Here is a 22477-nt window from a genome sequence, read left to right on the forward strand (position 1 = left end):
GGACCGCAGTCACCCTCGGCGCGCGTGGTCCTAGGACCCGGGGCCGAGGGCGGGATCGGCCTAACGGACAGGGTCGAAAAGGGGCTGTGCACCTTACTCTGGGGCGATGAGCGCCCTCGAGCCCCGCGTGCCCCAGAGAACCGCAGACCTTCCGACCCCGTCGCAGGGCGGGGTCATGGGGTCCGCGTACCGGACGCTCAGCATCGGGATCATCTCGGTCGTCTTCCTCATCGCCTTCGAGGCGACAGCCGTCGGCACGGCCATGCCCGTCGCCGCCCGTGAGCTCGACGGGATCGGGCTGTACGCCTTCGCCTTCTCCGCCTACTTCACCACCAGCCTCTTCGGCATGGTCCTGTCCGGGCAGTGGGCCGACCGGCAGGGGCCGCTGAAGCCGCTGACGGTCGGCATCGCCGCGTTCGCCCTCGGGCTCGTGGTCTCCGGGACCGCCGGCGCCATGTGGGTGTTCGTCCTCGGCCGCGCCGTGCAGGGCTTCGGCGGTGGGCTGGTGATCGTCGCGCTGTACGTCGTCGTCAGTCGGGCCTACGAGGAGCGGCTGCGGCCCGCGATCATGGCTGCCTTCGCCGCCAGCTGGGTCGTCCCCTCCATCGTCGGGCCGCTGGCCTCCGGGACGGTCACCGAGCATCTCGGCTGGCGGTGGGTGTTCCTCGGCATACCCGTGCTCGTCGTCGTCCCCCTCGTCGTCGCGCTGCCCGCCATCCGCCGGACCGCCTCCGGTCCCGTGGGCGGCGAGCCCGCGGCGTTCGACCGGCGGCGGATCCGGCTGGCGCTCGGGATCTCCGTCGGGGCGGGTCTGCTCCAGTACGCCGCCCAGGACCTGCGGTGGCTCTCGCTCGTTCCGGGCGTCGCCGGCGCGGCCCTGCTGGTGCCGGCCGTGCTGGGGTTGCTGCCGCGCGGGACGTACCTGGCCCGGCGCGGGCTGCCGTCCGTGGTGCTGCTGCGCGGGGTCGCGGCGGGGGCGTTCATCGCCGCCGAGAGCTTCGTACCGCTCATGCTCGTCACCCAGCGGGGGCTGAGCCCGACGATGGCCGGCTTTTCCCTCGCGCTCGGCGGGGTGACCTGGGCGGGCGGCTCTTGGGTGCAGTCGCGGGGGCGGACGGCGCCCTACCGGCAGCGGCTGATGGTGATCGGCATGGTCCTGGTGGCGCTGGCCATCGCGGCCGCACCCGCCGTGCTCATCGAGTCGGTGCCCGTGTGGACGCTGGCCCCGGCCTGGGCCGTGGGGTGTCTCGGGATGGGGCTGGTGATCGGTTCCACGAGCGTGCTGCTGCTGAAGCTGTCCGCACCGGAGGAGGTCGGTGCCAACTCCGCCGCCCTGCAGATCTCCGACGCGCTCGCGAACGTCGTCCTGCTGGCCGCCGGCGGAGCCGCCTTCGCCGCACTCGGCGGCGGAGCGGTCGGGGCCGCGCACGCGGTGACCGCCGGCGGGGCGGGAGCCTCGCACCCCGCCGCCTTCGCGGTCGTGTTCCTGCCGATGGCCTGCGTGGCACTGGTGGGGGCGTGGGTCGCGACCCGGTTGGAGCCGGCTCCCGAATCCGCGTGACACCGCGTGACACCGCGTGGTACCGCGCGGTACCGTCATTCCATGGCTGGTCTCAACGTCAGATTCACCGAAGAAGAGCTGGACGCCCTGCGTGAGCGCGCCGAGGCGGAGGGCCGGAGCATGCAGTCCTTCGCGCACGACGCGGTCATCAAGGCCATAAACGAACACTCCCGACTGTTCAACGAGGCGGCGGAGCATGTGCTGAAGGCGAGCGCAGAGCTCAACCGGAGGCTTGCCTGATGCACTACCTCACGCTTCCCGAGCTACTCAACCTCGCGGAGCGTCTCGGAGCGGACGAAGTGCGCGACTACGGTCTCCTCGACTCGGCACTGGCGCGCCCGCAAGCGAGTGTGTTCGGCCAGGACGCCTACCCGGACATCTGGCAGAAGGCAGCGGCTCTGATGGAATCGCTGGCTCGCAACCACGGGCTGGTAGACGGGAACAAGCGCATTGCCTGGTACGCGACCTGGGTCTTCCTCCACATGAACGGGCATCCGCTCGACCCCGAGTTCGACGTGGACGAAGCCGAGCAGTTCGTGCTGGACGTGTGCCAGGGGGCTCTCGACGTACCCAAGATCGCTGCGCAGCTGCCGAGGTTCGCGCGCTGAGGCAGGCGATGTGACGCTCGCCGCACCGCCCGAGGTCACGGGCCTGTCCCTCCGCGGGGGGCGGGCCCGCCCCGGTAAGGTGGCCCGGTTGTCCTACGTACGACCGCCGCCGAGAGCACGAACCGGAGACCGTGACTACTACCGCCTCCCACCATCTCTCACCCGCCTTCCCCGGCCGTGCCCCGTGGGGCACCGCCAGCAAGCTGCGTGCCTGGCAGCAGGGAGCGCTGGATCGCTATATCCAGAACCAGCCCCGGGATTTCCTCGCCGTCGCCACCCCCGGCGCAGGCAAGACCACCTTCGCCCTCACCCTCGCCTCCTGGCTGCTGCACCACCACGTGGTGCAGCAGGTGACCGTCGTCGCGCCCACCGAGCACCTGAAGAAGCAGTGGGCGGAGGCCGCCGCCCGGATAGGAATCCGGCTGGACCCCGAGTACTCGGCCGGTCCGCTCAGCAAGGACTACCACGGCGTCGCCGTCACCTACGCCGGCGTCGGCGTGCGCCCGATGCTCCACCGCAACCGCTGCGAGCAGCGCAAGACCCTGGTGATCCTCGACGAGATCCACCACGCCGGAGACTCGAAGTCCTGGGGAGAGGCCTGCCTGGAGGCCTTCGACCCGGCGACCCGCCGGCTCGCGCTGACCGGTACGCCCTTCCGCTCCGACACCAATCCCATCCCGTTCGTGACCTACGAAGAGGGCAACGACGGGATCCGGCGGTCCTCCGCCGACTACACCTACGGCTACGGCAACGCCCTCGGTGACGGCGTCGTCCGGCCGGTCATCTTCCTCTCCTACAGCGGCAACATGCGCTGGCGGACCAAGGCCGGCGACGAGATCGCCGCGCGGCTGGGCGAGCCGATGACGAAGGACGCCATCTCGCAGGCCTGGCGTACGGCCCTGGACCCGCGCGGCGACTGGATGCCCAACGTGCTGCGCGCCGCCGACCAGCGGCTCACCGAGGTCCGCAAGGGCATCCCCGACGCGGGCGGCCTCGTCATCGCCTCCGATCAGGACTCGGCGCGCGCGTACGCCAAGCTGATCCGGGAGATCACCGGGACGAGGCCGACCCTGGTGCTCTCCGACGACACGGGGGCGTCGAAGAACATCGACACCTTCAGCGCGAACGACGACCGCTGGATGGTTGCGGTCCGCATGGTGTCCGAGGGCGTCGACGTACCGCGCCTCGCGGTCGGCGTGTACGCGACCACGATCTCCACCCCGCTGTTCTTCGCCCAGGCCGTCGGACGCTTCGTGCGCTCGCGCAGACGGGGCGAGACGGCGTCCGTCTTCCTTCCGACGATCCCCTACCTGCTCGGCTTCGCCAACGAGATGGAGGTCGAGCGCGACCACGTGCTCGACCGGCCGAAGAAGCAGGGCGAGGAGGACCCGTATGCCGAGTCCGAGAAGGAGATGGACGAGGCGAACCGGCAGGAGGACGAGGACACCGGCGAGGACGAGCAGATGTCCTTCGAGGCACTGGAGTCCGACGCCGTTTTCGACCGGGTCCTCTACGACGGGGCCGAGTTCGGCATGCAGGCGCACCCGGGCAGCGAGGAGGAGCAGGACTACCTCGGCATCCCCGGGCTGCTGGAGCCGGACCAGGTGCAGATGCTGCTGCAGAAGCGGCAGTCCCGGCAGATCGCGCACAGCCGGCGCAAGCCCGACTCCGAAGCGGACCTCCTGGAACTGCCGGCCGATCGCAGGCCCGTGGTTTCCCACAAGGAGCTGCTGGAGCTGCGGAAGTCGCTCAACACGATGGTGGGCGCCTACGTCCACCAGAGCGGGAAGCCGCACGGGGTGATCCACACGGAGCTGCGCCGTGTGTGCGGCGGGCCGCCGAGTGCGGAGGCCACGGCGGGGCAGATCCGCGAGCGCATCAAGAAGGTGCAGGAGTGGGCCACCCGCATGCGGTAGGCGCGCTTGCTCCGCTTACTGCACTTATTGCGGCATGTGCGGTGACCGCGGTGACTGCGGTGAGTTCGCCCAGAACGTGTGACGGGGTCCGTGCGGAGGTTCGCACGGACCCCGTCCGCGTGCCGCCGTCTCCGCGTCTGTGCGATTCGTTGTCACGAAACGACACTTGAGGCGATCAGGAAATAGCACAAACGGGTAGCTCGCGCCCGGATTCTGGACGAGCCCTTCCGCTGAGCGGACCTGCTCGCTACATTCCCCGCATCGAACGCACCGTGGCAGCGCCGCCGCGGGAGCGCAGCCGGTGCAATGGCCGCTACCGGCGGCCTCTCCTGTGCGCCGCCGTGGGACCGGCGGCGCGCCATTCCGAGAGTCACCGCCGCTCACCGAAAGAGGGAGAGGCGTCGTGACCGCGGAAACCTCCCAGACTCTCGACAGAGGGCTCAGGGTCCTCAAACTGCTCGCCGACACCGACCACGGTCTGACCGTCACCGAGCTCTCCAACCGCCTCGGCGTCAACCGCACGGTCGTCTACCGGCTCCTGGCCACCCTCGAACAGCACGCCCTGGTCCGCCGCGACCTCGGTGGCCGGGCCAGGGTCGGGCTCGGGGTGCTGCGACTGGGCCGGCAGGTGCACCCGCTCGTGCGTGAGGCCGCGCTGCCCGCGCTGCGGTCCCTCGCCGAGGACATAGGTGCCACCGCACACCTGACCCTCGTCGACGGCACCGAGGCCCTCGCCGTCGCCGTCGTGGAGCCGACGTGGACGGACTACCACGTGGCCTACCGGGCCGGCTTCCGCCACCCCCTGGACCGGGGCGCCGCCGGGCGGGCGATCCTGGCCGCCCGTCAGGGCTCCCTCATCGAGCCGGGGTACACGCTGACCCACGGCGAGCTCGAAGCGGGTGCCAGTGGGGCCGCGGCACCGCTGGTGGGCATCAGCGGGCTGGAGGGCAGCGTCGGCGTCGTCATGCTGGCCGACGCCGTGCCGGAGCGGGTCGGACCACGGGTCGTCGACGCGGCGCGCGAGGTCGCCGACGCCCTCCGCTAGGGCGGGTCGCGGACGTCCCGCCTGCCCCGCGGCACCCGGCACCCGGCACGCACGTCCGCCGCGTGGTCGGGACCGTCCGAGCGGGCCCGGTGCGAGGACGGCCCTCCGCCGTGCGATCGCAGGCACCGGGCGGTGCGGCCGGGGCCGGAGCGCGCGGCGGGGGCCGAGGGCGTCTGCGGGGCCGGCGGGGCGGATAGATTGGGCGGGTGCTCTCTCGTCTCACACGTCTGCCGCGTCCCGCCGCCCTGGCCGTCTGCGCCGTACCCGTGGTCGGGCTGTTCGCCGCCGCGGCCTTCGCGCCGCTGCCCTTCGTGGTCGCCGTGCCCGGGCCGACGGCCGACGTGCTGGGGTCCGACCGGGGCAAGCCCGTCATCACCGTGTCCGGCGCGCCGGTCCGGGACACCGAGGGCCAGTTGCGGATGACCACCATCCGGGCCACCGGGCCGTCCTCGACGGTGACGCTGCCCGAGCTCGTCGGCCACTGGTTCGCGACGGACCATGCGGTCCTGCCCCGGGAGGCCGTCTACTCCACCGGCGGAAGCGACGAGCAGATCGAGCAGCACAATCTGGAGGAAATGGCCAAGTCGCAGTCGGCGGCCACCGACGCCGCCCTCGGCTTCCTCGACAAGAATCCGCAGGACGTGAAGGTCGAGCTCAACCTCGCCGACGTCGGCGGTCCGAGCGCCGGGCTGCTGTTCTCCCTCGGCATCGTCGACAAGCTCGACGGCGACGGCAGCGGCGGCGACCTCACCGGCGGCCGCACCATCGCCGGTACCGGCACCATCACCGCCGACGGCACCGTCGGCGCCGTCGGCGGAGTGGCCCTGAAGACCCAGGCCGCGCGGCGGGACGGGGCCACCGTGTTCCTCGTCCCGAAGGACGAGTGCGCGGACGCGCAGTCGGAGCTGCCCGAGGGGCTGCGGCTGGTGCCGGTCAGTTCACTGACGGGTGCGGTGAACGCTCTTCGCGCACTGAATCGGGGGCAGCCGGCCCCGTCCTGCTGACGTCCGCCCCGCGCTCCATCCCGCGCCAGGCCGGGAAGACCAGCGGGGCGAGCGTCGTGAGCAGGTACGTGCCGCCGAAGAGCAGCAGTGCCGTGCGCACTCCGAAGCGGCCGACGAGCAGTCCGGCCGCCAGTCCGCCCACCGGCATGGTGAGCTCACAGCCCGCCGTGGTGACCCCGGCGACCCGGCTGCGCAGGTCCTCCGGGACCCGCTCGTAGACGAGCGTGGACAGGATCGGGTTCAGCATGCCCGCGCCGAGGCCGGCCAGTGCCATCGTCACCGCGAGCGGCAGCGTGGTGTCGGTGAGCGCGGCGACGACGTAGCGGGTCGCGCCGGACACCAGGAAGGCGGCCGCGAACACCGCCCGGCGCGGGAACCGCTCGCCCCACGCTCCGTAGAGCAGGGCGCCCAGCAGGGCGAAGCCGCCGAAGAGGGAGATCATCAGGCCGATGGTGGTGGCGCCGCCCAGGACGTCCCGGCCGTGCACGGGCAGCAGCACCGAGGACCAGCCCTGGTCCAGGCCGTTGGTCATCATGACCATCACGGTGATGCCCAGCAGCAGCCGGGAGCGGGCCAGGAAGGCCCATCCCTCGGCGAGTTCCGTGCGGTAGGCGGCGAACGAGACGGTGCCCGCGGCCCGTTGCGGTTCGGCGGCCGGGACCCCGCGTAGGAAGGCGGACACGAGCAGCGCCGACACCCCGAAGGTGGCCGCGTCCAGCAGCAGCACCGCCTCGGCGCCGAACGCTGCGATCAGCAGGCCCGCCACCGCGGCCCCGAGCATCCGGGCGCCGCGCGAGACCGCGTCGTAGAGGCTGGCGGCCCGGGAGAGGGTGGTGCCGGCGTGTTCGGCGAGGTCGGGCAGGAGCACCCCCCGGGCGGTCAGCCCCGGGGTGTGCACCAGGCCGCCGACGGCCATCAGCGCGCACAGCATCCAGAACTCCAGCACGCCCAGGTGGTGCAGCAGGGGGATCGCGCCGACGGACAGGCCGCAGATCAGGTCGGAGGCGGCGGAGACCCGTCGGCGGCCGATCCGGTCGATGATCGGTCCGCCGACCAGGGCGGCCACGATGACGGGCAGGGTGGCGCAGAAGGCGACGACCCCGGCCCGGCCGGGGCTGCCGGTGGTCTGGAGGACGAACCACGGGACGCCGATGAGGGTGAGGGAACTGCCCGCGATGGATACGGTGTTGGCGGCCAGTACGGCGGCCAGCGGGCGCCGGCTCGTGGAGCGTAAGGCCCGGCTGCGGGCAGGGACGGCGGCGGGCACGGCAGGACTCCTTCGGTGCGGCGGTGGTGGCGCGGCGGACCGGTACGCGGTGCGGCGGACCGGTACGCGGTGCGGCGGGCGGCCGCCGGTGGGGCGGCTACTCGGAAGCCGAACGCGGCAGGACGTGCGTGTGGACGCGGACGGTGCGGGTGTCCTCCGTCTCGGGCAGGTCCCGGTAGGTGTTGATCACGTCGTGCAGCCGGCCGATCAGTTCCTCGCTCTGCCCGGGCGACAGCCGCAGGGTGAAGTCGCTGAGGTCGGCGCCGGATTCCCACCGGCCCAGCCGGGCCGAGGCCTCGGCGACCCAGGCCGAGACCTCCTGGGTGTGGTTGGCGGCGACGGTCTGCAGGAAGAGCGCGGCCGCGCTGCTCGTGGCCGGGTCGGTGTCGTGGATCAGCGATCCGTCGAAGCCGGTGCCCTCGTGCACGGCCTGCCACCAGCGTTCCCGCCCCTTACCGTGGCCGACGGCGTCCTCGACGAAGCCGTGTGCGGCCAGCTGGCGCAGGTGGTAGCTGGTGGATCCGCTGGACTCCCCGAGGCGTTCGGCCAGCCGGGAGGCGGTGGCGGGGCCCTCCCGGCGTAGCTCGGCCAGCAGCAGCATCCGCAGGGGGTGGGCGAGGCCGCGCAGGGCGCGGGCGTCGAGCATGCGCAGGCTGGGCGTCACGGGCTCGCGGCCCGCGGAGGGTGCGCTTTCGGGACGGCTTTGGGGTCGGCTCTCGGGCATGCCCCGACCCTAGAGATGCAAAGGATTCTCTGCAACGGTTTTTGCAGAGAATCCTTTGCATAGAACTCTGTGCGTCACGCCCCGCGTCACCGGGTCCGGGCGTCGTCCCCGGCCGCCTGCTCCACCAGCGGGATGATCCGGAAGGGCACCGGGTTCTCCATCACGATCGCCGTCGAGGCCCGGACGATCCCGTCGAAGCCGACGACGCGGTCGATCACCCGCTGGAGATCGGCGTTGGAGCGGGCCACCAGCCGGCACAGCATGTCCCCGTGCCCGGTGGTGGTGTGCAGCTCCAGCACCTCCGGGACCCCGTCCAGGTGCGCCCGAACGTCGGCTCCCTGGCCCTGCTTGATCTCCAGCGTGGCGAAGGCGGTCACCGGGTACCCCAGGGCCGTCGGGTCGACCTGTGGCCCGAATCCGCGGATGACCCCGCCGGACTGGAGCCGGTCCAGGCGTGCCTGGACCGTCCCGCGGGCCACGCCCAGCCGGCGCGAGGCCTCCAGCACCCCGATCCGGGGCTCGCGCGCCAGCAGGACGATGAGCCGGCCGTCGAGATCGTCGATGCCCATGGATGCCTCCGGGTGCCCACGCGTACGCACGGGTGGTCATAGTGCACAGATGTCTTAGCCATGCTCCGACCATGCTGTGCAGTTTGTACAGTCATTCAGGAAACTATTGCGCAGCTTGTGGATCGGCGGGAATCTGCGCTCATGACTGAGTCTCTGGCGAACCTCGAAACCACCCCGCACACCGCGCGTGAGGCGGACCCGTTCCCGGTGAAGGGCATGGACGCGGTCGTCTTCGCCGTCGGCAACGCCAAGCAGGCCGCGCACTACTACTCGACCGCCTTCGGCATGAAGCTCGTCGCCTACTCCGGACCGGAGAACGGCAGCCGCGAGACGGCCAGCTACGTGCTGACCAACGGCTCCGCCCGCTTCGTGCTGACCTCGGTCATCAAGGCGACGACCGACCACGGCCGCTTCCTCGCCGAGCACGTCACCGAGCACGGCGACGGCGTCATCGACCTCGCCATCGAGGTCCCCGACGCCCGCGCCGCCTACGCGTACGCCGTCGAGCAGGGCGCCCGCGGCCTGGACGAGCCGTACGAGGTCAAGGACGAGCACGGCACGGTGGTGCTGGCCGCGATCGCGACCTACGGCCAGACCCGCCACACCCTGGTGGAGCGCGGCGACTACACCGGCCCCTACCTGCCGGGCTACGTGGCCGTCGAGCCGATGGTCGAGGCCCCGGCCAAGCGCACCTTCCAGGCCATCGACCACTGCGTCGGCAACGTGGAACTCGGCCGGATGAACGAGTGGGTCGCCTTCTACAACAAGGTCATGGGCTTCACGAACATGAAGGAGTTCGTGGGCGACGACATCGCGACCGAGTACTCGGCGCTGATGTCCAAGGTGGTCGCGGACGGCACCAAGAAGGTCAAGTTCCCGATCAACGAGCCGGCGATCGCGAAGAAGAAGTCGCAGATCGACGAGTACCTGGAGTTCTACAACGGGCCGGGCGTCCAGCACATCGCGCTGGCCTCGAACGACATCGTCTCCACGGTCCGCTCGATGCGCGCGGCGGGCGTCCAGTTCCTGTCCGTCCCGGACACCTACTACGACACGCTCGGCGAGTGGGTCGGCGACACCCGCGTGCCGATCGACGAGCTGCGCGAGCTGAAGATCCTCGCCGACCGCGACGAGGACGGCTACCTGCTGCAGATCTTCACCAAGCCGGTGCAGGACCGCCCGACGGTCTTCTTCGAGATCATCGAGCGCCACGGCTCGATGGGCTTCGGCAAGGGCAACTTCAAGGCGCTGTTCGAGGCCATCGAGCGCGAGCAGGAGAAGCGCGGCAACCTCTGAGCCGCACACGTGCCCTCAGGCCCCCGGCAGCCGCCGGGGGCCTGAGGGCTGCCGTCGGTCCCGGTGCGAGGGCCGGACCCGCGCCGCGTGGTGCCCTCCGGAGGGGAGTGGGCCGGAACGCGGCGCCCGTGCCGCCCGCGCACCGGACCGCACGGCCGCGCCGCGCGGCGCCGCCCCGGCGTGCCGTCTCCCGGCGGCCGGGGCGGCGGCGTCCGGCCCCTCAGCGGGTGGCGCTCGGCGACGGCTCCGGTGAGGGCTTCGCCGACGGTGAAGCCTTCGGCTTCGGGTCGGCCTTCGGGTCGGCCTTCGGCTTCGTGTTGGGCTTCGGGAGCTCCGGCTCGACCCACGGGGTGACCGGCTGCAGGTGCTCCGGACCGCCCGCCGGCGGCTGCCCGATCGCCGCCAGCGCCTCCTTGGCCAGCGGCCCGCGCACCGGGGAGAAGTACGGATTCGTCCGCAGGGCCTCCTCCAGGTGCCTGCGCGCCCCCGCCTCGTCGCCGAGGGCCCGCTCGATCATCGCCCGGTGGTAGGCGAAGTCGGCGCTGCGCAGCCCCGGTTCCGTCGCCTTCTTCGCGTACTCCAGCGCCGCCGTGTGATCACCCGCCCGGTACAGCGCCCACCCGAGCGCGTCCGCGGCCTGCATGCTCTTGTGTCGTTCCCACTCCTCCGACAGGCGCCGCACCGCCGCCGCCGGATCTCCGTGGTCCGCCTCGTACAGGCCCAGGACCACGTCGTCGTCCACCCCGTTGGCGCCGTCCCGGGCCGCCATCGTCCGCAGCGCCTCGTACTGCTCGCGCGCCTCCTGCTCCCGGCCCAGCGACTCCAGCAGCTCGCCCAGTTCCCGGGCCAGCCGCGGCACCGGGGTCCGCCCCAGCGCCATCCGGTAGTCCCGCACCGCCTCCCCGCCGCGCCCCAGTGCCGCCAGCGCCCGCGCCCGGCCGGCCAGCGCCTCCGACCGCGCCGGATCCGTCCGCAACGCACCCTCGTACTGCCGCAGCGCCTCCGCCGGCTCGCCCCGCTCCCAGGACAGTTCGCCGAGCCGGAAGAGCGCGTACGCCTTCTCCGCCGGGGCCTTCGCCGAGGCTGCCGCCGACTCCATCGACACCACCGCGTCCTCGCGCCAGCCGCGGTCCCGGTACACCTGCGAGGCCCGGACGTGTGCCGCCAGCCCCGGCCGCAGCTCCAGCAGCAGCTCCATCGCCTTCTGCGCGCCCTTGTAGTCGCCGAGCCCGGTGTAGGCGTCCACCAGCACCGGGTACGCCGTCCACCGCCGCGGCGCCTGCGCCCGTACCAGCTCGCCCCACTTCTTGCCGGTCCCGAAGTCCCGCCGGGCGTTGGCCAGCGAGCCCATGGCCGTCATCGCGTCGAAGTTGCCCTTCTCCGCGGGGCGCACCTCCAGCGACCGCTTCAGCGCCTTCTCCGCCTTCGGGTACCAGGCCGAGTCCGCCGTCCGCCGTGCCTGTTCGAGATAGGCGGAGCCGAGGACCGCCCATGAGGCGTCGTCGTCGGCGTGCGCCGCCACCCACTTCTCCCGGTCCGCCATCAGCGCCACCACGTCCGCCGCCGAGGCGGGCGCCCCCATACCCACCGCGGTGGCGGCGCGCTCGCTCGGTCCCGGCGGGCGCGCGTCGTCACCGGTCCGGGCCGGGCGGATCAACAGGGCCCCGGCGATCAGGACCACCGCCACCCCGGCGGCCACAAGCGTCTTGCGGCCGGTGAAGGTCACGGGCGGCGCCGGTGTCTGCGCATCGTCGTCGAAACGGTCCATGGGGTCACTGTGCGTCAATATGAAGAGCGCGCCGAGGTGTCCGCAGACGGGCGCGGGCGTGTTCACACCGATGGCCCCGGCTGTCACGCTGAACCCATGGACGACGACCTCTCCGCACGTCTGCGCGCGAGCCTCCTCGACGGGCTCCCCGCCGAAGCCCTGCTCACCGACCCCCAGGTGACCGCCTCCTACTCCACCGACATGGCCAGCTTCTGCGCCGCCGGCACCCCGGCGGTCGTCGTGCTGCCCCGGACCGTCGAACAGGTGCAGCACGTCATGCGCACCGCCACCGCCCTGCGGATCCCGGTGGTCCCGCAGGGTGCCCGGACGGGCCTGTCGGGCGGCGCCAACGCCTCCGACGGCTGCATCGTGCTGTCCCTGGTGAAGATGGACCGGATCATCGAGATCAGCGCCGTGGACCGGATCGCCGTCGTCGAGCCGGGCGTGGTCAACGCCGCCCTGTCACGGGCCGTCGCCGAGCAGGGGCTCTCCTACCCGCCCGACCCCTCCAGCTGGGAGCAGTGCACCATCGGCGGCAACATCGGCACCGCCTCGGGTGGCCTGTGCTGCGTCAAGTACGGGGTCACCGCCGAGTACGTGCTCGGCCTCGACGTCGTCCTGGCGGACGGGCGGCTGCTGCGCACCGGCCGGCGCACCGCCAAGGGCGTCGCCGGATACGACCTCACGCGGCTCTTCGTCGGCTCCGAGGGCAGCCTCGGGATCGTCGTACGGGCCGTCCTCGCGCTCAGGCCGGCGCCGCCCCGGCAGCTGGCCCTGGCGGCCGAGTTCCCCTCCGTGGCCGCCGCCTGCGCGGCGGTCTGCGCCGTCATGGAGGCCGGACTGACCCCCTCCCTGCTCGAACTGATGGACCGTACGACCGTCCACGCCGTCAACGCCCTCGGCAAGATGGGACTGCCCGAGGCCACCGAGGCGCTGCTGCTCGCCGCCTTCGACACCCCGCACGCCCCCGAGGACCTCGCCGCGGTGGGGAAGCTCTGCACCGCCGCCGGGGCGACCGCCGTCGTACCCGCCGAGGACCAGGCGGAGTCGGAACTGCTGCTCCAGGCCCGCCGGATGGCCTTTCCCGCCCTGGAGGCCCTGCGGCCCGCCACGATGATCGACGACGTGTGCGTGCCCCGCTCGCGGCTCGGCGAGATGCTCGACGGGACCGCCGCCATCGCCCGCGCCCAGAACCTCCTCATCGGCGTCTGCGCCCACGCCGGCGACGGCAACACCCATCCGATCGTCTGCTTCGACCCGGCCGACGAGGACGAGACGCGGCGGGCCCGCGAGTCCTTCGGAGAGATCATGGGGCTCGGCCTCTCCCTCGGCGGGACCATCACCGGCGAACACGGCGTCGGCGTCCTGAAGAAGGAATGGCTGGCCCGTGAACTCGGCCCGGTCGGAGTGGAGATGCAGCGGGCCGTCAAGCAGGCCTTCGATCCACTCGGGATCCTCAACCCGGGCAAGCTCTTCTGAGATCCGGGCGAGCTCTTCGGCGACCCGGGCGAGGTCGCCGGGCAGCCGGGACTCCGGGACCTGTGCGCGTTCTTCGGACCGTATGAGGCGCAGGTGGCCGCCCTGCCTGCGGCGGCCGCCCGGTCTGCGGCGCCCGCCCGGGGTCCGGGGGCCGTGCGTCATCACAGCTCACCGTCCGCCGACTCGTCCGACGGCCACGGGTCGCGCAGCCACAGGTCGTCGGCCGGGGTCGGGGTGAGCAGCTCCGCCAGCGCCGCGTCCAGGCCGAGCCGCTCCGGCTCGCTGCCGGGCGGGACGACCCGCAGGGTCCGCTCCAGCCACGCCGACACGGCGAGGGACGGGGCCTCCAGGAGGGCGTCGCCGTCGGGGGAGCTGAGCGCCATGCAGAGCACGGCCTCGTTGTCGACCTTGGTGGGCCAGATCCGGACGTCGCCGTGTCCGCAGGGACGGAACACCCCCTCGACGAGCAACTCGCGGGCGAAGGTCCAGTGGACCGGGGCGCTGGAGCCGGTGTGGAAGGTGATGTGCACGGCGTACGGGTCTTCCGTGAGGTAGAGCAGGCGCGCCGGGACGGGGATGCTGCGCTCTGGTGAAAGGACCAGCTTCAGTTCCAGCTCGCGCTCGATGGCGGGGTGGTGCATGACTGCCTCACTTCGGTCGGTGCGTGGGGCCGGATGGCACCCCACACCCGCTGAGAGCTCCGATGCACCCGGGTATGACGCGACTTTCGACGCCGAGCACGAAATTGGCCGAATCTTGTCGGCTGACCAAAAGCGGCCATGGGGAGTGACGTTCGCTCAATGGCTTGGATTCTCCCGTTACCGGACCTGTCGGGCCTCTGTTCTTGGCTATGGTCCTCCCCTTGCACAAGCCTCAAGCCACGATCGGAGTTGGGGACATGACGGCCTCCCCTGGTGACGGTGAGCACGCGGCCCGCGAGGGCTTCTACCCGGATCCGTCCATCCCGGGGTACATCAGGTACTGGAACGGCGCGGCCTGGGTCCCGGGCACGAGCCGCCCCGCCCCGGCGGCGCCCGAGCCCGCCCCGGCGCCCGTCCCCGTCCCCGTTCCCGCTCCGGTCCGTCCGTTCCCCGCCCGGGCTCCCGTCGCCGCTCCCGCCGTCCGCGCCGACGAGACGGGGCCGGTGTTCCTGGACGAGACCTCCGCGACCGAGGCGCTGGCGGAATCCGCGGCGGAGCCGGAGCCGGCCCCGGATACCCCGGCCGCGCAGACGCAGGCGCCGGCCCCCGTGTGGCAGGCGGACCCCGTGCACCAGGCCGGCTTCGGTGGGCCGCGTGACCGCCGAGTGTCCTGGGGCAGCCCGCAGGAGCCCGATTCCGCGTCCGCGCCCGCACCCAACCCGGTGCCGGCGCCGGCACCGGCGGACGATCCGGGGCAGGCGTCGGCCCGGCCCGCAGGGATCTCCCTGACCCGTCCGCCGTCGGAGCCCCCGGCGCCCACGAGACGGCCCGCGCAGTCCTCCGCGGGCATCCTGTCCGCACGTTCCCCGGCCGCGCAGGCTCCCGTGGCCCCGGCGGCCCCGGCGTGGCCCGACGCCCCCGGAACGGGCGGCCCCGGTCCCACCGGGGTCACCTCCTCCTGGCCCGAGGCGGCCCCCGCCGCCGCTCCCGCCCGCACTCCGGGGCCCGCCCGCACCCCCGCGCCCGCCCCGGCTCGTACCCCCGCGCCCGCCCCGGCTCGTACCCCCGCGCCCGCTCCGGCTCCCGCAGCCGCGCCCGCTCCGGCTCCCGCAGCCGAGCGGGCGCCTGCTCCCGCCCGCCCCGAGGTGTGGGAGCCCCGGCCCGCAGGCGTGCGCCCGAAGCTCGTGCAGCCCGCCGCGGACGCGGCCCCCTCGCAGCCGCAGGCCGGGGGCTGGGAGCCGCGTGGATCGGCACAGGACCGTGCGGGCACCGGTACCGGCCGCCCCGCCACGCCCCGGGCCGTGTTCGAGCGGATGGCCGAACGGGCCGTGCGTCCCGCCGGGCTGGCCCGCCGAGTCCTCGCCCGGATCCTGGACTCCCTCGTGCTCGGCGCGGTGGCCGCCGCCGCGGCCCGGCCCCTTCTGCCCGGTGCCGCCGCCCACGTCCAGGCCAAGGTGGACGCCGCCCGGGCGAGCGGCCGCACCACCACCGTCTGGCTGCTCGACCCGACCATCGCCGGCAGCCTGGGCCTGGTCTTCGGGGCCGTCCTGCTCTTCGGTGTCCTGTACGAGGCGTTGCCCACCGCCCGCTGGGGCCGCACCCCGGGCAAGAAGCTGCTGGGCGTCCGGGTCCTGTCCACCGCCACGCTGCGCCCGCCGTCCTTCGGCGCGGCTCTGGGCCGCTGGCTCGTGTACGCCTTCCTGGGCCTGCCCGGCAGCCTGTGGTGCCTCGTCAACCGCCCCCGCCGACAGGCTTGGCACGACAAGGCGGCCGGGACGTACGTGGCCCGGTAGGGCCGGTCCGGCGGGCCGGGGCCCGGCCCGTGCCGCCCCGAATGGACGCGGTCCCGTTGCGGGGGCGGCGGACCCGGGTTCGACTCGGGCCATGAGTACCGACCAGCCGCCGCCGGGGCAGCCGCCCGAGGAAGACCCGTTCCGCAAGAAGCCCCAGGAACCGACGCCTCCGTCGGGCGGTTCGCCCTACGGACCGCCGCCGCCCGGAAGCGGCGGACCGCCGCCCCCGGGCGGCCCGGGGGCCGGCGGCGGGGGATACCCGCCCCCGCCGCCCCCGTACGGAGGCGGCGACCCGTACGGCGGTGGCGGGGGCTACGGCATGCCCGACCCGCTGGCCGGCATGCCCCCGCTCGCCGACTTCGGCAAGCGGCTCGCTGCCCGCGTCATCGACGTGCTGATCGTCGCCGTCCCGCTGTTCCTCATCCAGTTGGCCTTCGGCACGAACCGCTACACGGTCGAGACCGACCGGGGCGAGGACGTCAGCGAGGTCTTCACCAGGTCCTACAGCGGCAGCGGTCTGGTCATGACCCTGATCTCGATCGTCGCGTACCTCGGCTACGACTGGTTCTTCACCAAGAAGGACGGCCGGACGGTCGGCAAGAGGGCGATGGGCCTGCGCGTCGCCATGCTCAACGACGGCAGCGTGCCGGACTCCGGCACGTCCCTGACCCGGGCCGCCGTGCTCTGGCTGCCGACACTGATCTGCTGCTTCTGCCTGTGGCCGATCGCGTTGATCGTCTCGATCCTCGCCGACAAGCCGTACAAACAGGGCCTGCACGACAAGGCCGCCAAGACCGTGGTGGTCCAGGCGACCTGACGGACGTCGCACACCCGCACGCACCCGTACGCGCGGCCGCGGGGCGGGCGGCCTCCCCCCGGTGGAGGCCGCCCGTCCCGCGCCGTGCCCGGGTCGCGTGCGGAGCCTCAGTGGTGAACGGGATGTTCGGCCGAGGCCGTCCGCGACTCGGGCGCCCGGGCGCCGGGCGTCGCCTCCGCGGTGGGCGCGGTCGGCGCGCCGGCCCCCGTACGCGCCGCGTGGCGGCCGCGGCGCTTCGGAACGGGCACGGTGAGGGCGACGAGCAGACCCAGGGCGAGCGCGGCGGCGGAGATGACCGCGACGCCGAGCCCGGTGCTCGTCTGCGAGAGCAGCAGCATGGCGATCGTCGACACGATGACCGTGGCGGACCCGTATGCGAGCTGTGCGGCAGTCGGACGCGGCATGGCGATATCCGTCCTCGGTGAGGGGGAGGGGGAGTCGGCTCAACCAACGTCGCGCGTCAAGTGACTCCATGACGGGATGCCCGGGGCGAGCCCCCGGTAAGCGTGACCTAACACACGGTGCCGGAGCACAGGGGGCGCACGGGATCATTTTTTCGCGCCCCGCAGGGGGAGAAAGGGGACGCTACGGACCTGTCGGAGCGTCGGGAAGGGTCCTTCGCCCCGTATGGCTGCGGAACGTCCGGATAGCGGAACTCCCTGACCGCATAGTGCAGTTGTAAGGTTCAAGTCAAGGTCTGTCTTTTCTCGCGTCTCTCCGGTCAAATGTCGTCACTTGAGACGCGCGCCGCGCGGAACCCCCCGCTCCTATGGAGAAGTTCCGAACTCAGACGTTGCGGCCGCGGGAGGGGAACACATCAAGTGACCAGCAATTCCGCCAGACGGCGTGCGATTCGCGCTGCCGCCGTCACCGTGACCATGGCCGCGTGTGCGACCAGTGCGACCTTCTTCACCATCACCGCGGCCCAGGCCGAGGGCAGGCCGTCGGCCGCCCCGGTGGCCGACCGGCAGGACCCGACCAGCCCTGCCAAGGTCGTCGAGCACGACCTCAAGGGTCCGTTCAGCGAGCAGCAGGCCGAGCAGCGCAAGGCCGCTCTGGACCAGGTCCTCCAGGGCAAGAAGGGCGTCGAGCAGCGCGGCGCCTCCAAGGTCGTCAAGCTCGACGACAAGAAGTACGTCGAGCTCGGCCGCGAGAAGACCGACAAGATCTTCACGATCCTCGTCGAGTTCGGCGACCAGGTCGACAACACCACCATGTACGACCCGGACGGCCCCGGTCCCAAGCCGGCCGTCCCGAAGTACGGCGGCACCCCCGGTCCGCTGCACAACACCATCGCGCAGCCCGACCGCGCGAAGGACAACAGCACGGCCTGGCGCGAGGACTTCAGCCGTCAGCACTTCCAGGACCTGTACTTCGCCACCGGCGAGGGCAAGCACTCCCTGAAGACGTACTACGAGAAGACCTCCTCGGGTCGCTACTCGGTCGACGGCGAGGTCGCCGACTGGGTCAAGGTCCCGTACAACGAGGCCCGTTACGGCTCCAACTACTGCGGCCAGAGCAACTGCGCCAACGTCTGGGACACCGTCAAGGACGGCGTCACCGCGTGGGTGGACGCGCAGAAGAAGGCCGGCAAGACCGACGCCCAGATCAAGGCGAAGCTGGCCGAGTACGACCAGTGGGACCGCTACGACTTCGACGGCGACGGCAACTTCAACGAGCCCGACGGCTACATCGACCACTTCCAGATCGTCCACGCGGGCGAGGACGAGTCGGCCGGCGGCGGCGTGCAGGGCCCCGACGCCCTGTGGGCGCACCGCTGGTACGCCTACGGCACCTCTGCGGGCAAGACCGGCCCGGACAACAACAAGGCCGGCGGCACCCAGATCGGCGACTCCGGCATCTGGGTCGGCGACTACACGATGCAGCCCGAGAACGGCGGCCTCGGCGTCTTCGCCCACGAGTACGGCCACGACCTGGGTCTGCCCGACCTCTACGACACCTCCGGTGGCGGCGAGAACAGCGTCGGCTTCTGGTCCCTGATGTCGGCCGGCTCCTGGCTCGGCACCGGCAAGGAGTCGATCGGCGACATGCCGGGCGACATGACCGCCTGGGACAAGCTCCAGCTGGGCTGGCTGAACTACGACACGGCCAAGGCCGCGACGCAGTCCACCCACAAGCTGGGCGTGTCGGCGTTCAACACCAAGGACAAGCAGGCCCTGGTCGTCGAGCTGCCGAAGAAGAAGGTGCAGACGGACGTCGTCGCTCCCGCCGAGGGTTCCACCCAGTGGTGGAGCAACATGGGTGACGACCTCAAGAACACCCTCACCCGCTCCGTCGACCTGACGGGCAAGACGTCCGCCGCCCTGTCCCTCAAGGGCTGGTGGGACATCGAGGCCGACTACGACTACCTCTACACCGAGGTGTCCACGGACGGCGGCGCCAACTGGACCGCCCTCGCCGGCACCGCCGACGGCACGGCCATCCCGGTCGACGCCGCCGGTAGCCCGTCGCTCACCGGTGTCTCGGGTGCCTGGAAGAACCTGAACTTCCCGCTCGACGCCTACGCGGGCAAGAAGTTCGACCTCCGCTTCCGCTACCAGACGGACGGCGGCGCGGGCGGCAAGGGCTTCACGGCCGACGCCCTCTCCATCACCGCGGACGGCTCCGTGCTGTTCACCGACGGCGCCGAGAACGGCGACAACGGCTGGACCGGCAAGGGCTTCTCCCGCATCGGCGCGGGCTTCACCAAGGACTACGCGCAGTACTACCTGGCCGAGAACCGCCGCTACGTGTCGTACGACTCCACCCTCAAGGTGGGCCCGTACAACTTCGGCTTCGGCAACACCCGTCCGGACTGGGTCGAGCACTACCCGTACCAGGACGGCCTGCTGATCTGGCAGTGGGACACCTCCCAGAAGGACAACAACACCAGCCAGCACCCGGGCCAGGGTCTGATCCTCCCGATCGACGCCAACGCCAAGCCGATGAAGTGGGCGGACGGCACCCTGCTCCGCAACAAGATCCAGCCGTACGACGCCACCTTCAGCGCGTACTCGACGGACGCCTTCACGCTGCACAAGAACGGCGAGGAGCTGTTCCTGAAGCCGAAGCGCGCGAACCTGGTCTTCGACGACCACAAGGGCAAGTACTACTACGACGAGAACCCGACCGGATCGGTGAAGGTCACTGACACCAACACCAAGATCAAGATCCTGAAGGAGACCTACGACGGTGAGGTCATGACCGTCCAGGTCGGCCCCTCGAAGTAGTATTTCGGTAAAATCGCAGGTCAAAGCATGATCGGCCGTCGCCCTCTAGCGGGCGGCGGCCGATCGCGTTTAGATGCCCCGGTACGAGGTTCTTATTGACGGGGGAGATGACCGACATGCCCGGTGGAGGTTTCGTCAGATTGCCAGGCGGCAGCGTGGTCGTTGCGCTCACGCTGCCGAGGCCGTCCGGTGAGGGCGGAAATGTCCGCGTGCTGGTGCACGCCGCGAACCGGGCCCGCGCCCTGACCAGGCTGCGGAACCTCGGGATGCGGGCGGTGTACCTGCGGGGCAACGCACAGCCGCCCACACCCGACGAGGTCACGGCCGTCCTGCACCACCCGGACGGCCTGCTCTGGCGGGGCGCACCCGATCGCGCCCAGGAGCTCTGGCATCCGATCAGGGCCCTGCTGGGCACCTGAGGACGCGGCGGGGCCCCGGGCCGGGACGCCAGGGCCTTCCGGGGCGTCCAGGGCCTCCGGGGCGTCCAGGGCCTCCGGGGCGTCTAGGACCGGGGCCCCGTCGCGCCCACGAGGGTCACACCGGCGGCGCGGAGCTCCTCCAGGGCCCGCTCGGTGGTGTGCGGGGCCACGGCCGCCGTCAGGTCCAGCAGGACGCGCGTGGTGAAGCCGGCGCGGGCCGCGTCGAGTGCGGTGGCCTTCACACAGTGGTCGGTGGCGATGCCGACGACGTCGACCTCGGCGACGTTGCGCTCCCGCAGCCAGGCGGCCAGGCCCTCGCCGTTCTCGTCGGTGCCCTCGAAGCCGCTGTACGCGGCCTCGTGGGCGCCCTTGTCGAAGACCGCGGCGACCGCGCCCGAGGCCACGGCGGGCGCGAAGTTCGGGTGGAACCCGACCCCCTCGGTCCCGGCCACGCAGTGGACCGGCCAGGAGGACTCGTAGTCCGGCTCGGCCGGCGGGTGCGCGAAGTGCGCGCCCGGGTCGATGTGGTGGTCGCGGGTGGCGACCACGTGCCGGTATCCGGCGGTGGCCTGCCCGATCAGCTCGGTGATGGCGGCGGCGACGTCGGCTCCGCCGGTGACCGCGAGGCTGCCGCCCTCGCAGAAGTCGTTCTGTACGTCGACGACGATCAGTGCGCGGTGCATGACGTGTCCTTCGGTTCGTTGTCGTGGTGCGGCGGCGGGCCGTACGGGGGCTCTTCCCCGCCCCTTCCCGCGGTGCCGCACGGCGGCTGCGCCGCGTGGGGGCTCTGCCCCCGGATCCCCGCGCCTCAAACGCCGGAGCCCCTTCGGCGGGTCCGTGCGACACGCCCTGTGCTGTGGCCGGACGGGTTCACCGCCCCACGGCCTCCGGCACGGCGCCTCGCAGCGGTGTCGGATCGCGCGAGTTCGCCGAGTGCGAGCTGCGGCCCTCCGCCGTGCCATGCACCGCACCGGACGGTACGAGCCGGCACACCGTGCGGCCACAGCCCTAAACGTACTCGGTCGGGATCACCGCCTCGCCCCGCGAGAGCTGGGTCGCCGACAGCGGCAGACCCGCGCGCGCCGCGCGGTGGCGGTCGCGGGCCGTCTCCAGCGGCTCGCGGGCGACCACCTCGCCGGCCTTGACCAGGTGCGTCAGCAGCTGCTGGTCGGCCAGGGCCGAGGGAACCGGTCCCACGCCGATCACCTCCGCCGCCGCGACCCCGTCGGCGTCCCGGCGGCGGGCCGCCCACTTGCGGCCGCCGATCGAGGTCTTGCCCCCGGTGGACTTCTTCGCCACCGGGGCCAGCGCCGCCTTCGGGTCCGCCGAGGTGGCGCGCGCCACCAGCTTGTAGACCATCGAGCACGTCGGGTGCCCGCTGCCCGTCACCAGCTGCGTGCCCACGCCGTACGCGTCCACCGGGGCCGCCGCCAGCGAGGCGATGGCGTACTCGTCCAGGTCCGAGGTGACCACGATCTTCGTCGCGGTCGCCCCCAGCTCGTCCAGCTGCTGGCGCACCCGGTGGGCCACCAGCAGCAGGTCCCCCGAGTCGATCCGTACGGCGCCCAGGTCGGTGCCCGCCACCTCGACGGCGGTGCGCACCGCCTCGGCCACGTCGTAGGTGTCCACCAGGAGGGTGGTGCCGCGCCCCAGCGAGGCCACCTGCGCGGTGAAGGCGTCCCGCTCGCTGTCGTGGACCAGGGTGAAGGCGTGCGCGCTGGTGCCGACGGTCGGGATGCCGTACCGGAAGCCTGCCGCCAGGTCGGAGGTGGAGGCGAAGCCGCCCACGTACGCGGCCCGCGCCGAGGCGACGGCCGCCAGCTCGTGCGTGCGCCGGGCCCCCATCTCGATCAGCGGGCGGTCGCCGGCCGCGGAGGACATCCGTGAGGCGGCCGCCGCGATGGCCGAGTCGTGGTTGAGGATCGAGAGGATCACCGTCTCCAGCAGTACGCACTCGGCGAAGCTGCCCTCCACCCGCAGGACCGGCGAGCCGGGGAAGTAGACCTCGCCCTCCGGATAGCCCCAGATGTCGCCGGAGAAGCGGTACGAGGCCAGCCAGTCCAGCGTCCGCATGTCGACGACGGCCCGCTCGCGCAGGAACTCCAGCACCGCGCCGTCGAAGCGGAAGTTCTCCACCGCGTCCAGCACCCGCCCGGTCCCCGCGACCACACCGTAGCGGCGCCCCTCGGGGAGCCGCCGGGTGAACACCTCGAAGACCGAGCGGCGGTCGGCCGTGCCGTTGGCCAGGGCGGCCTGCAGCATCGTGAGCTCGTAATGGTCCGTGAAGAGCGCTGTCGACGGCACGTCCACCGGCAGGCCCAGGTCCGCAGGGTTCATGGC

At 72.3% G+C, this 22477-nt stretch carries 19 protein-coding genes and 1 pseudogene; 12 read left to right on the forward strand and 8 right to left on the reverse strand.

Annotated features, from left to right (window positions below):
* Positions 1 to 106: 106 nt before the first annotated feature.
* The 6 genes from AW27_RS20835 (at position 107) to AW27_RS20860 (ending at position 6134) form a co-directional block, all read left to right on the forward strand.
* A complete protein-coding gene (locus tag AW27_RS20835) occupies positions 107 to 1561 on the forward strand; it encodes an MFS transporter (RefSeq protein WP_037923306.1) in 1455 nt (484 codons plus the stop codon).
* A gap of 42 nt (positions 1562 to 1603) precedes the next feature.
* The gene (locus AW27_RS20840; RefSeq protein WP_037923309.1) at positions 1604 to 1801 is read left to right on the forward strand and encodes an Arc family DNA-binding protein; all 198 of its coding nucleotides are present in this window, start codon (positions 1604 to 1606) and stop codon (positions 1799 to 1801) included.
* Positions 1801 to 2169: a type II toxin-antitoxin system death-on-curing family toxin gene (locus tag AW27_RS20845; protein ID WP_037923310.1), complete on the forward strand. Its 369-nt coding sequence runs from the start codon at positions 1801 to 1803 to the stop codon at positions 2167 to 2169. Before AW27_RS20840 ends, AW27_RS20845 begins: the two co-directional genes overlap by 1 nt.
* Positions 2170 to 2300: 131 nt before the next feature.
* Entirely contained in the window at positions 2301 to 4085 is a 1785-nt protein-coding gene (locus AW27_RS20850; RefSeq protein ID WP_037923311.1) for a DEAD/DEAH box helicase, read from the forward strand.
* A 403-nt stretch (positions 4086 to 4488) separates the two neighbouring features.
* Entirely contained in the window at positions 4489 to 5130 is a 642-nt protein-coding gene (locus tag AW27_RS20855) for an IclR family transcriptional regulator (RefSeq protein ID WP_030662724.1), read from the forward strand.
* A 206-nt stretch (positions 5131 to 5336) separates the two neighbouring features.
* Complete coding sequence (locus AW27_RS20860) at positions 5337 to 6134, forward strand: S16 family serine protease (RefSeq protein ID WP_037923312.1); 798 nt, start codon at positions 5337 to 5339, stop codon at positions 6132 to 6134.
* On the opposite strand, the pseudogene AW27_RS20865 reads toward AW27_RS20860, so the two are convergent.
* The 3 genes and pseudogenes from AW27_RS20865 to AW27_RS20875 form a co-directional block, all read right to left on the reverse strand.
* Positions 6064 to 7404, reverse strand: a pseudogene (locus AW27_RS20865) (MFS transporter); the annotation flags it as partial. The gene AW27_RS20860 and the pseudogene AW27_RS20865 sit on opposite strands and share 71 nt — an antisense overlap.
* 94 nt (positions 7405 to 7498) lie before the next feature.
* The gene (locus AW27_RS20870; protein ID WP_078556624.1) at positions 7499 to 8125 is read right to left on the reverse strand and encodes a winged helix-turn-helix domain-containing protein; all 627 of its coding nucleotides are present in this window, start codon (positions 8123 to 8125) and stop codon (positions 7499 to 7501) included.
* An 86-nt stretch (positions 8126 to 8211) separates the two neighbouring features.
* Positions 8212 to 8694: an Lrp/AsnC family transcriptional regulator gene (locus AW27_RS20875; protein ID WP_037923314.1), complete on the reverse strand. Its 483-nt coding sequence runs from the start codon at positions 8692 to 8694 to the stop codon at positions 8212 to 8214.
* Positions 8695 to 8835: 141 nt separating this feature from the next.
* On the opposite strand from AW27_RS20875, the gene hppD reads away from it, so the two are divergent.
* Positions 8836 to 9990: a 4-hydroxyphenylpyruvate dioxygenase gene (hppD, locus tag AW27_RS20880; protein ID WP_037923317.1), complete on the forward strand. Its 1155-nt coding sequence runs from the start codon at positions 8836 to 8838 to the stop codon at positions 9988 to 9990.
* A 220-nt stretch (positions 9991 to 10210) separates the two neighbouring features.
* Here the strand turns inward: hppD and AW27_RS20885 are convergent, their stop codons facing one another.
* Positions 10211 to 11758, reverse strand: coding sequence for a tetratricopeptide repeat protein (locus tag AW27_RS20885; protein ID WP_269084569.1), 1548 nt, complete (start codon positions 11756 to 11758; stop codon positions 10211 to 10213).
* A 96-nt stretch (positions 11759 to 11854) separates the two neighbouring features.
* Between AW27_RS20885 and AW27_RS20890 the strand changes: the two genes are divergently transcribed.
* Positions 11855 to 13237 (forward strand): FAD-binding oxidoreductase, encoded by a 1383-nt coding sequence (locus AW27_RS20890; protein ID WP_037923323.1) that lies wholly within the window; start codon positions 11855 to 11857, stop codon positions 13235 to 13237.
* 161 nt (positions 13238 to 13398) lie between these two features.
* On the opposite strand, the gene AW27_RS20895 is transcribed toward AW27_RS20890, so the two are convergent.
* The gene (locus AW27_RS20895) at positions 13399 to 13878 is read right to left on the reverse strand and encodes an SsgA family sporulation/cell division regulator (protein ID WP_037923326.1); all 480 of its coding nucleotides are present in this window, start codon (positions 13876 to 13878) and stop codon (positions 13399 to 13401) included.
* 257 nt (positions 13879 to 14135) lie between these two features.
* Here AW27_RS20895 and AW27_RS20900 point away from each other — a divergent pair, with 257 nt between their 5' ends.
* A complete protein-coding gene (locus tag AW27_RS20900) occupies positions 14136 to 15671 on the forward strand; it encodes an RDD family protein (RefSeq protein WP_037923328.1) in 1536 nt (511 codons plus the stop codon).
* A 91-nt stretch (positions 15672 to 15762) separates the two neighbouring features.
* Positions 15763 to 16488 carry an RDD family protein gene (locus AW27_RS20905; RefSeq protein ID WP_037923330.1) on the forward strand — a complete coding sequence of 242 codons (726 nt, stop codon included), beginning with the start codon at positions 15763 to 15765 and terminating at the stop codon, positions 16486 to 16488.
* A 107-nt stretch (positions 16489 to 16595) separates the two neighbouring features.
* Here the strand turns inward: AW27_RS20905 and AW27_RS20910 are convergent, their stop codons facing one another.
* On the reverse strand, positions 16596 to 16892 hold the full coding sequence (locus tag AW27_RS20910) for a hypothetical protein (RefSeq protein ID WP_037923332.1): 297 nt from the start codon (positions 16890 to 16892) through the stop codon (positions 16596 to 16598).
* Between the two features lie 474 nt (positions 16893 to 17366).
* Between AW27_RS20910 and AW27_RS20915 the strand changes: the two genes are divergently transcribed.
* Together AW27_RS20915 and AW27_RS20920 are read left to right on the forward strand one after the other, a co-directional pair.
* Positions 17367 to 19718: an immune inhibitor A domain-containing protein gene (locus AW27_RS20915; RefSeq protein ID WP_037924240.1), complete on the forward strand. Its 2352-nt coding sequence runs from the start codon at positions 17367 to 17369 to the stop codon at positions 19716 to 19718.
* 116 nt (positions 19719 to 19834) lie between these two features.
* Positions 19835 to 20137, forward strand: a complete 303-nt coding sequence (locus tag AW27_RS20920) for a hypothetical protein (protein ID WP_030825287.1) — start codon at positions 19835 to 19837, stop codon at positions 20135 to 20137.
* An 83-nt stretch (positions 20138 to 20220) separates the two neighbouring features.
* Here AW27_RS20920 and AW27_RS20925 read toward each other — a convergent pair whose 3' ends face one another.
* A complete protein-coding gene (locus tag AW27_RS20925; RefSeq protein ID WP_037923333.1) occupies positions 20221 to 20820 on the reverse strand; it encodes a nicotinamidase in 600 nt (199 codons plus the stop codon).
* Between the two features lie 325 nt (positions 20821 to 21145).
* On the reverse strand, positions 21146 to 22474 hold the full coding sequence (locus tag AW27_RS20930; RefSeq protein ID WP_037923336.1) for a nicotinate phosphoribosyltransferase: 1329 nt from the start codon (positions 22472 to 22474) through the stop codon (positions 21146 to 21148).
* Between the last annotated feature and the right edge of the window lie 3 nt (positions 22475 to 22477).

It is taken from the genome of Streptomyces sp. PCS3-D2, assembly GCF_000612545.2.
Classification (GTDB): Bacteria; Actinomycetota; Actinomycetes; order Streptomycetales; family Streptomycetaceae; genus Streptomyces.

Coding starts and splice junctions, on each gene's coding strand:
- AW27_RS20835 (WP_037923306.1), top strand. CDS start 107: ATGAGCGCCCTCGAGCCCCGCGTGCCCCAGAGAACCGCAGACCTTCCG.
- AW27_RS20840 (WP_037923309.1), top strand. CDS start 1,604: ATGGCTGGTCTCAACGTCAGATTCACCGAAGAAGAGCTGGACGCCCTG.
- AW27_RS20845 (WP_037923310.1), top strand. CDS start 1,801: ATGCACTACCTCACGCTTCCCGAGCTACTCAACCTCGCGGAGCGTCTC.
- AW27_RS20870 (WP_078556624.1), bottom strand. CDS start 8,125: ATGCCCGAGAGCCGACCCCAAAGCCGTCCCGAAAGCGCACCCTCCGCG.
- AW27_RS20875 (WP_037923314.1), bottom strand. CDS start 8,694: ATGGGCATCGACGATCTCGACGGCCGGCTCATCGTCCTGCTGGCGCGC.
- hppD (WP_037923317.1), top strand. CDS start 8,836: ATGACTGAGTCTCTGGCGAACCTCGAAACCACCCCGCACACCGCGCGT.
- AW27_RS20885 (WP_269084569.1), bottom strand. CDS start 11,758: ATGGACCGTTTCGACGACGATGCGCAGACACCGGCGCCGCCCGTGACC.
- AW27_RS20890 (WP_037923323.1), top strand. CDS start 11,855: ATGGACGACGACCTCTCCGCACGTCTGCGCGCGAGCCTCCTCGACGGG.
- AW27_RS20895 (WP_037923326.1), bottom strand. CDS start 13,878: ATGCACCACCCCGCCATCGAGCGCGAGCTGGAACTGAAGCTGGTCCTT.
- AW27_RS20900 (WP_037923328.1), top strand. CDS start 14,136: ATGACGGCCTCCCCTGGTGACGGTGAGCACGCGGCCCGCGAGGGCTTC.
- AW27_RS20905 (WP_037923330.1), top strand. CDS start 15,763: ATGAGTACCGACCAGCCGCCGCCGGGGCAGCCGCCCGAGGAAGACCCG.
- AW27_RS20910 (WP_037923332.1), bottom strand. CDS start 16,892: ATGCCGCGTCCGACTGCCGCACAGCTCGCATACGGGTCCGCCACGGTC.
- AW27_RS20915 (WP_037924240.1), top strand. CDS start 17,367: ATGGCCGCGTGTGCGACCAGTGCGACCTTCTTCACCATCACCGCGGCC.
- AW27_RS20920 (WP_030825287.1), top strand. CDS start 19,835: ATGCCCGGTGGAGGTTTCGTCAGATTGCCAGGCGGCAGCGTGGTCGTT.
- AW27_RS20925 (WP_037923333.1), bottom strand. CDS start 20,820: ATGCACCGCGCACTGATCGTCGTCGACGTACAGAACGACTTCTGCGAG.
- AW27_RS20930 (WP_037923336.1), bottom strand. CDS start 22,474: ATGAACCCTGCGGACCTGGGCCTGCCGGTGGACGTGCCGTCGACAGCG.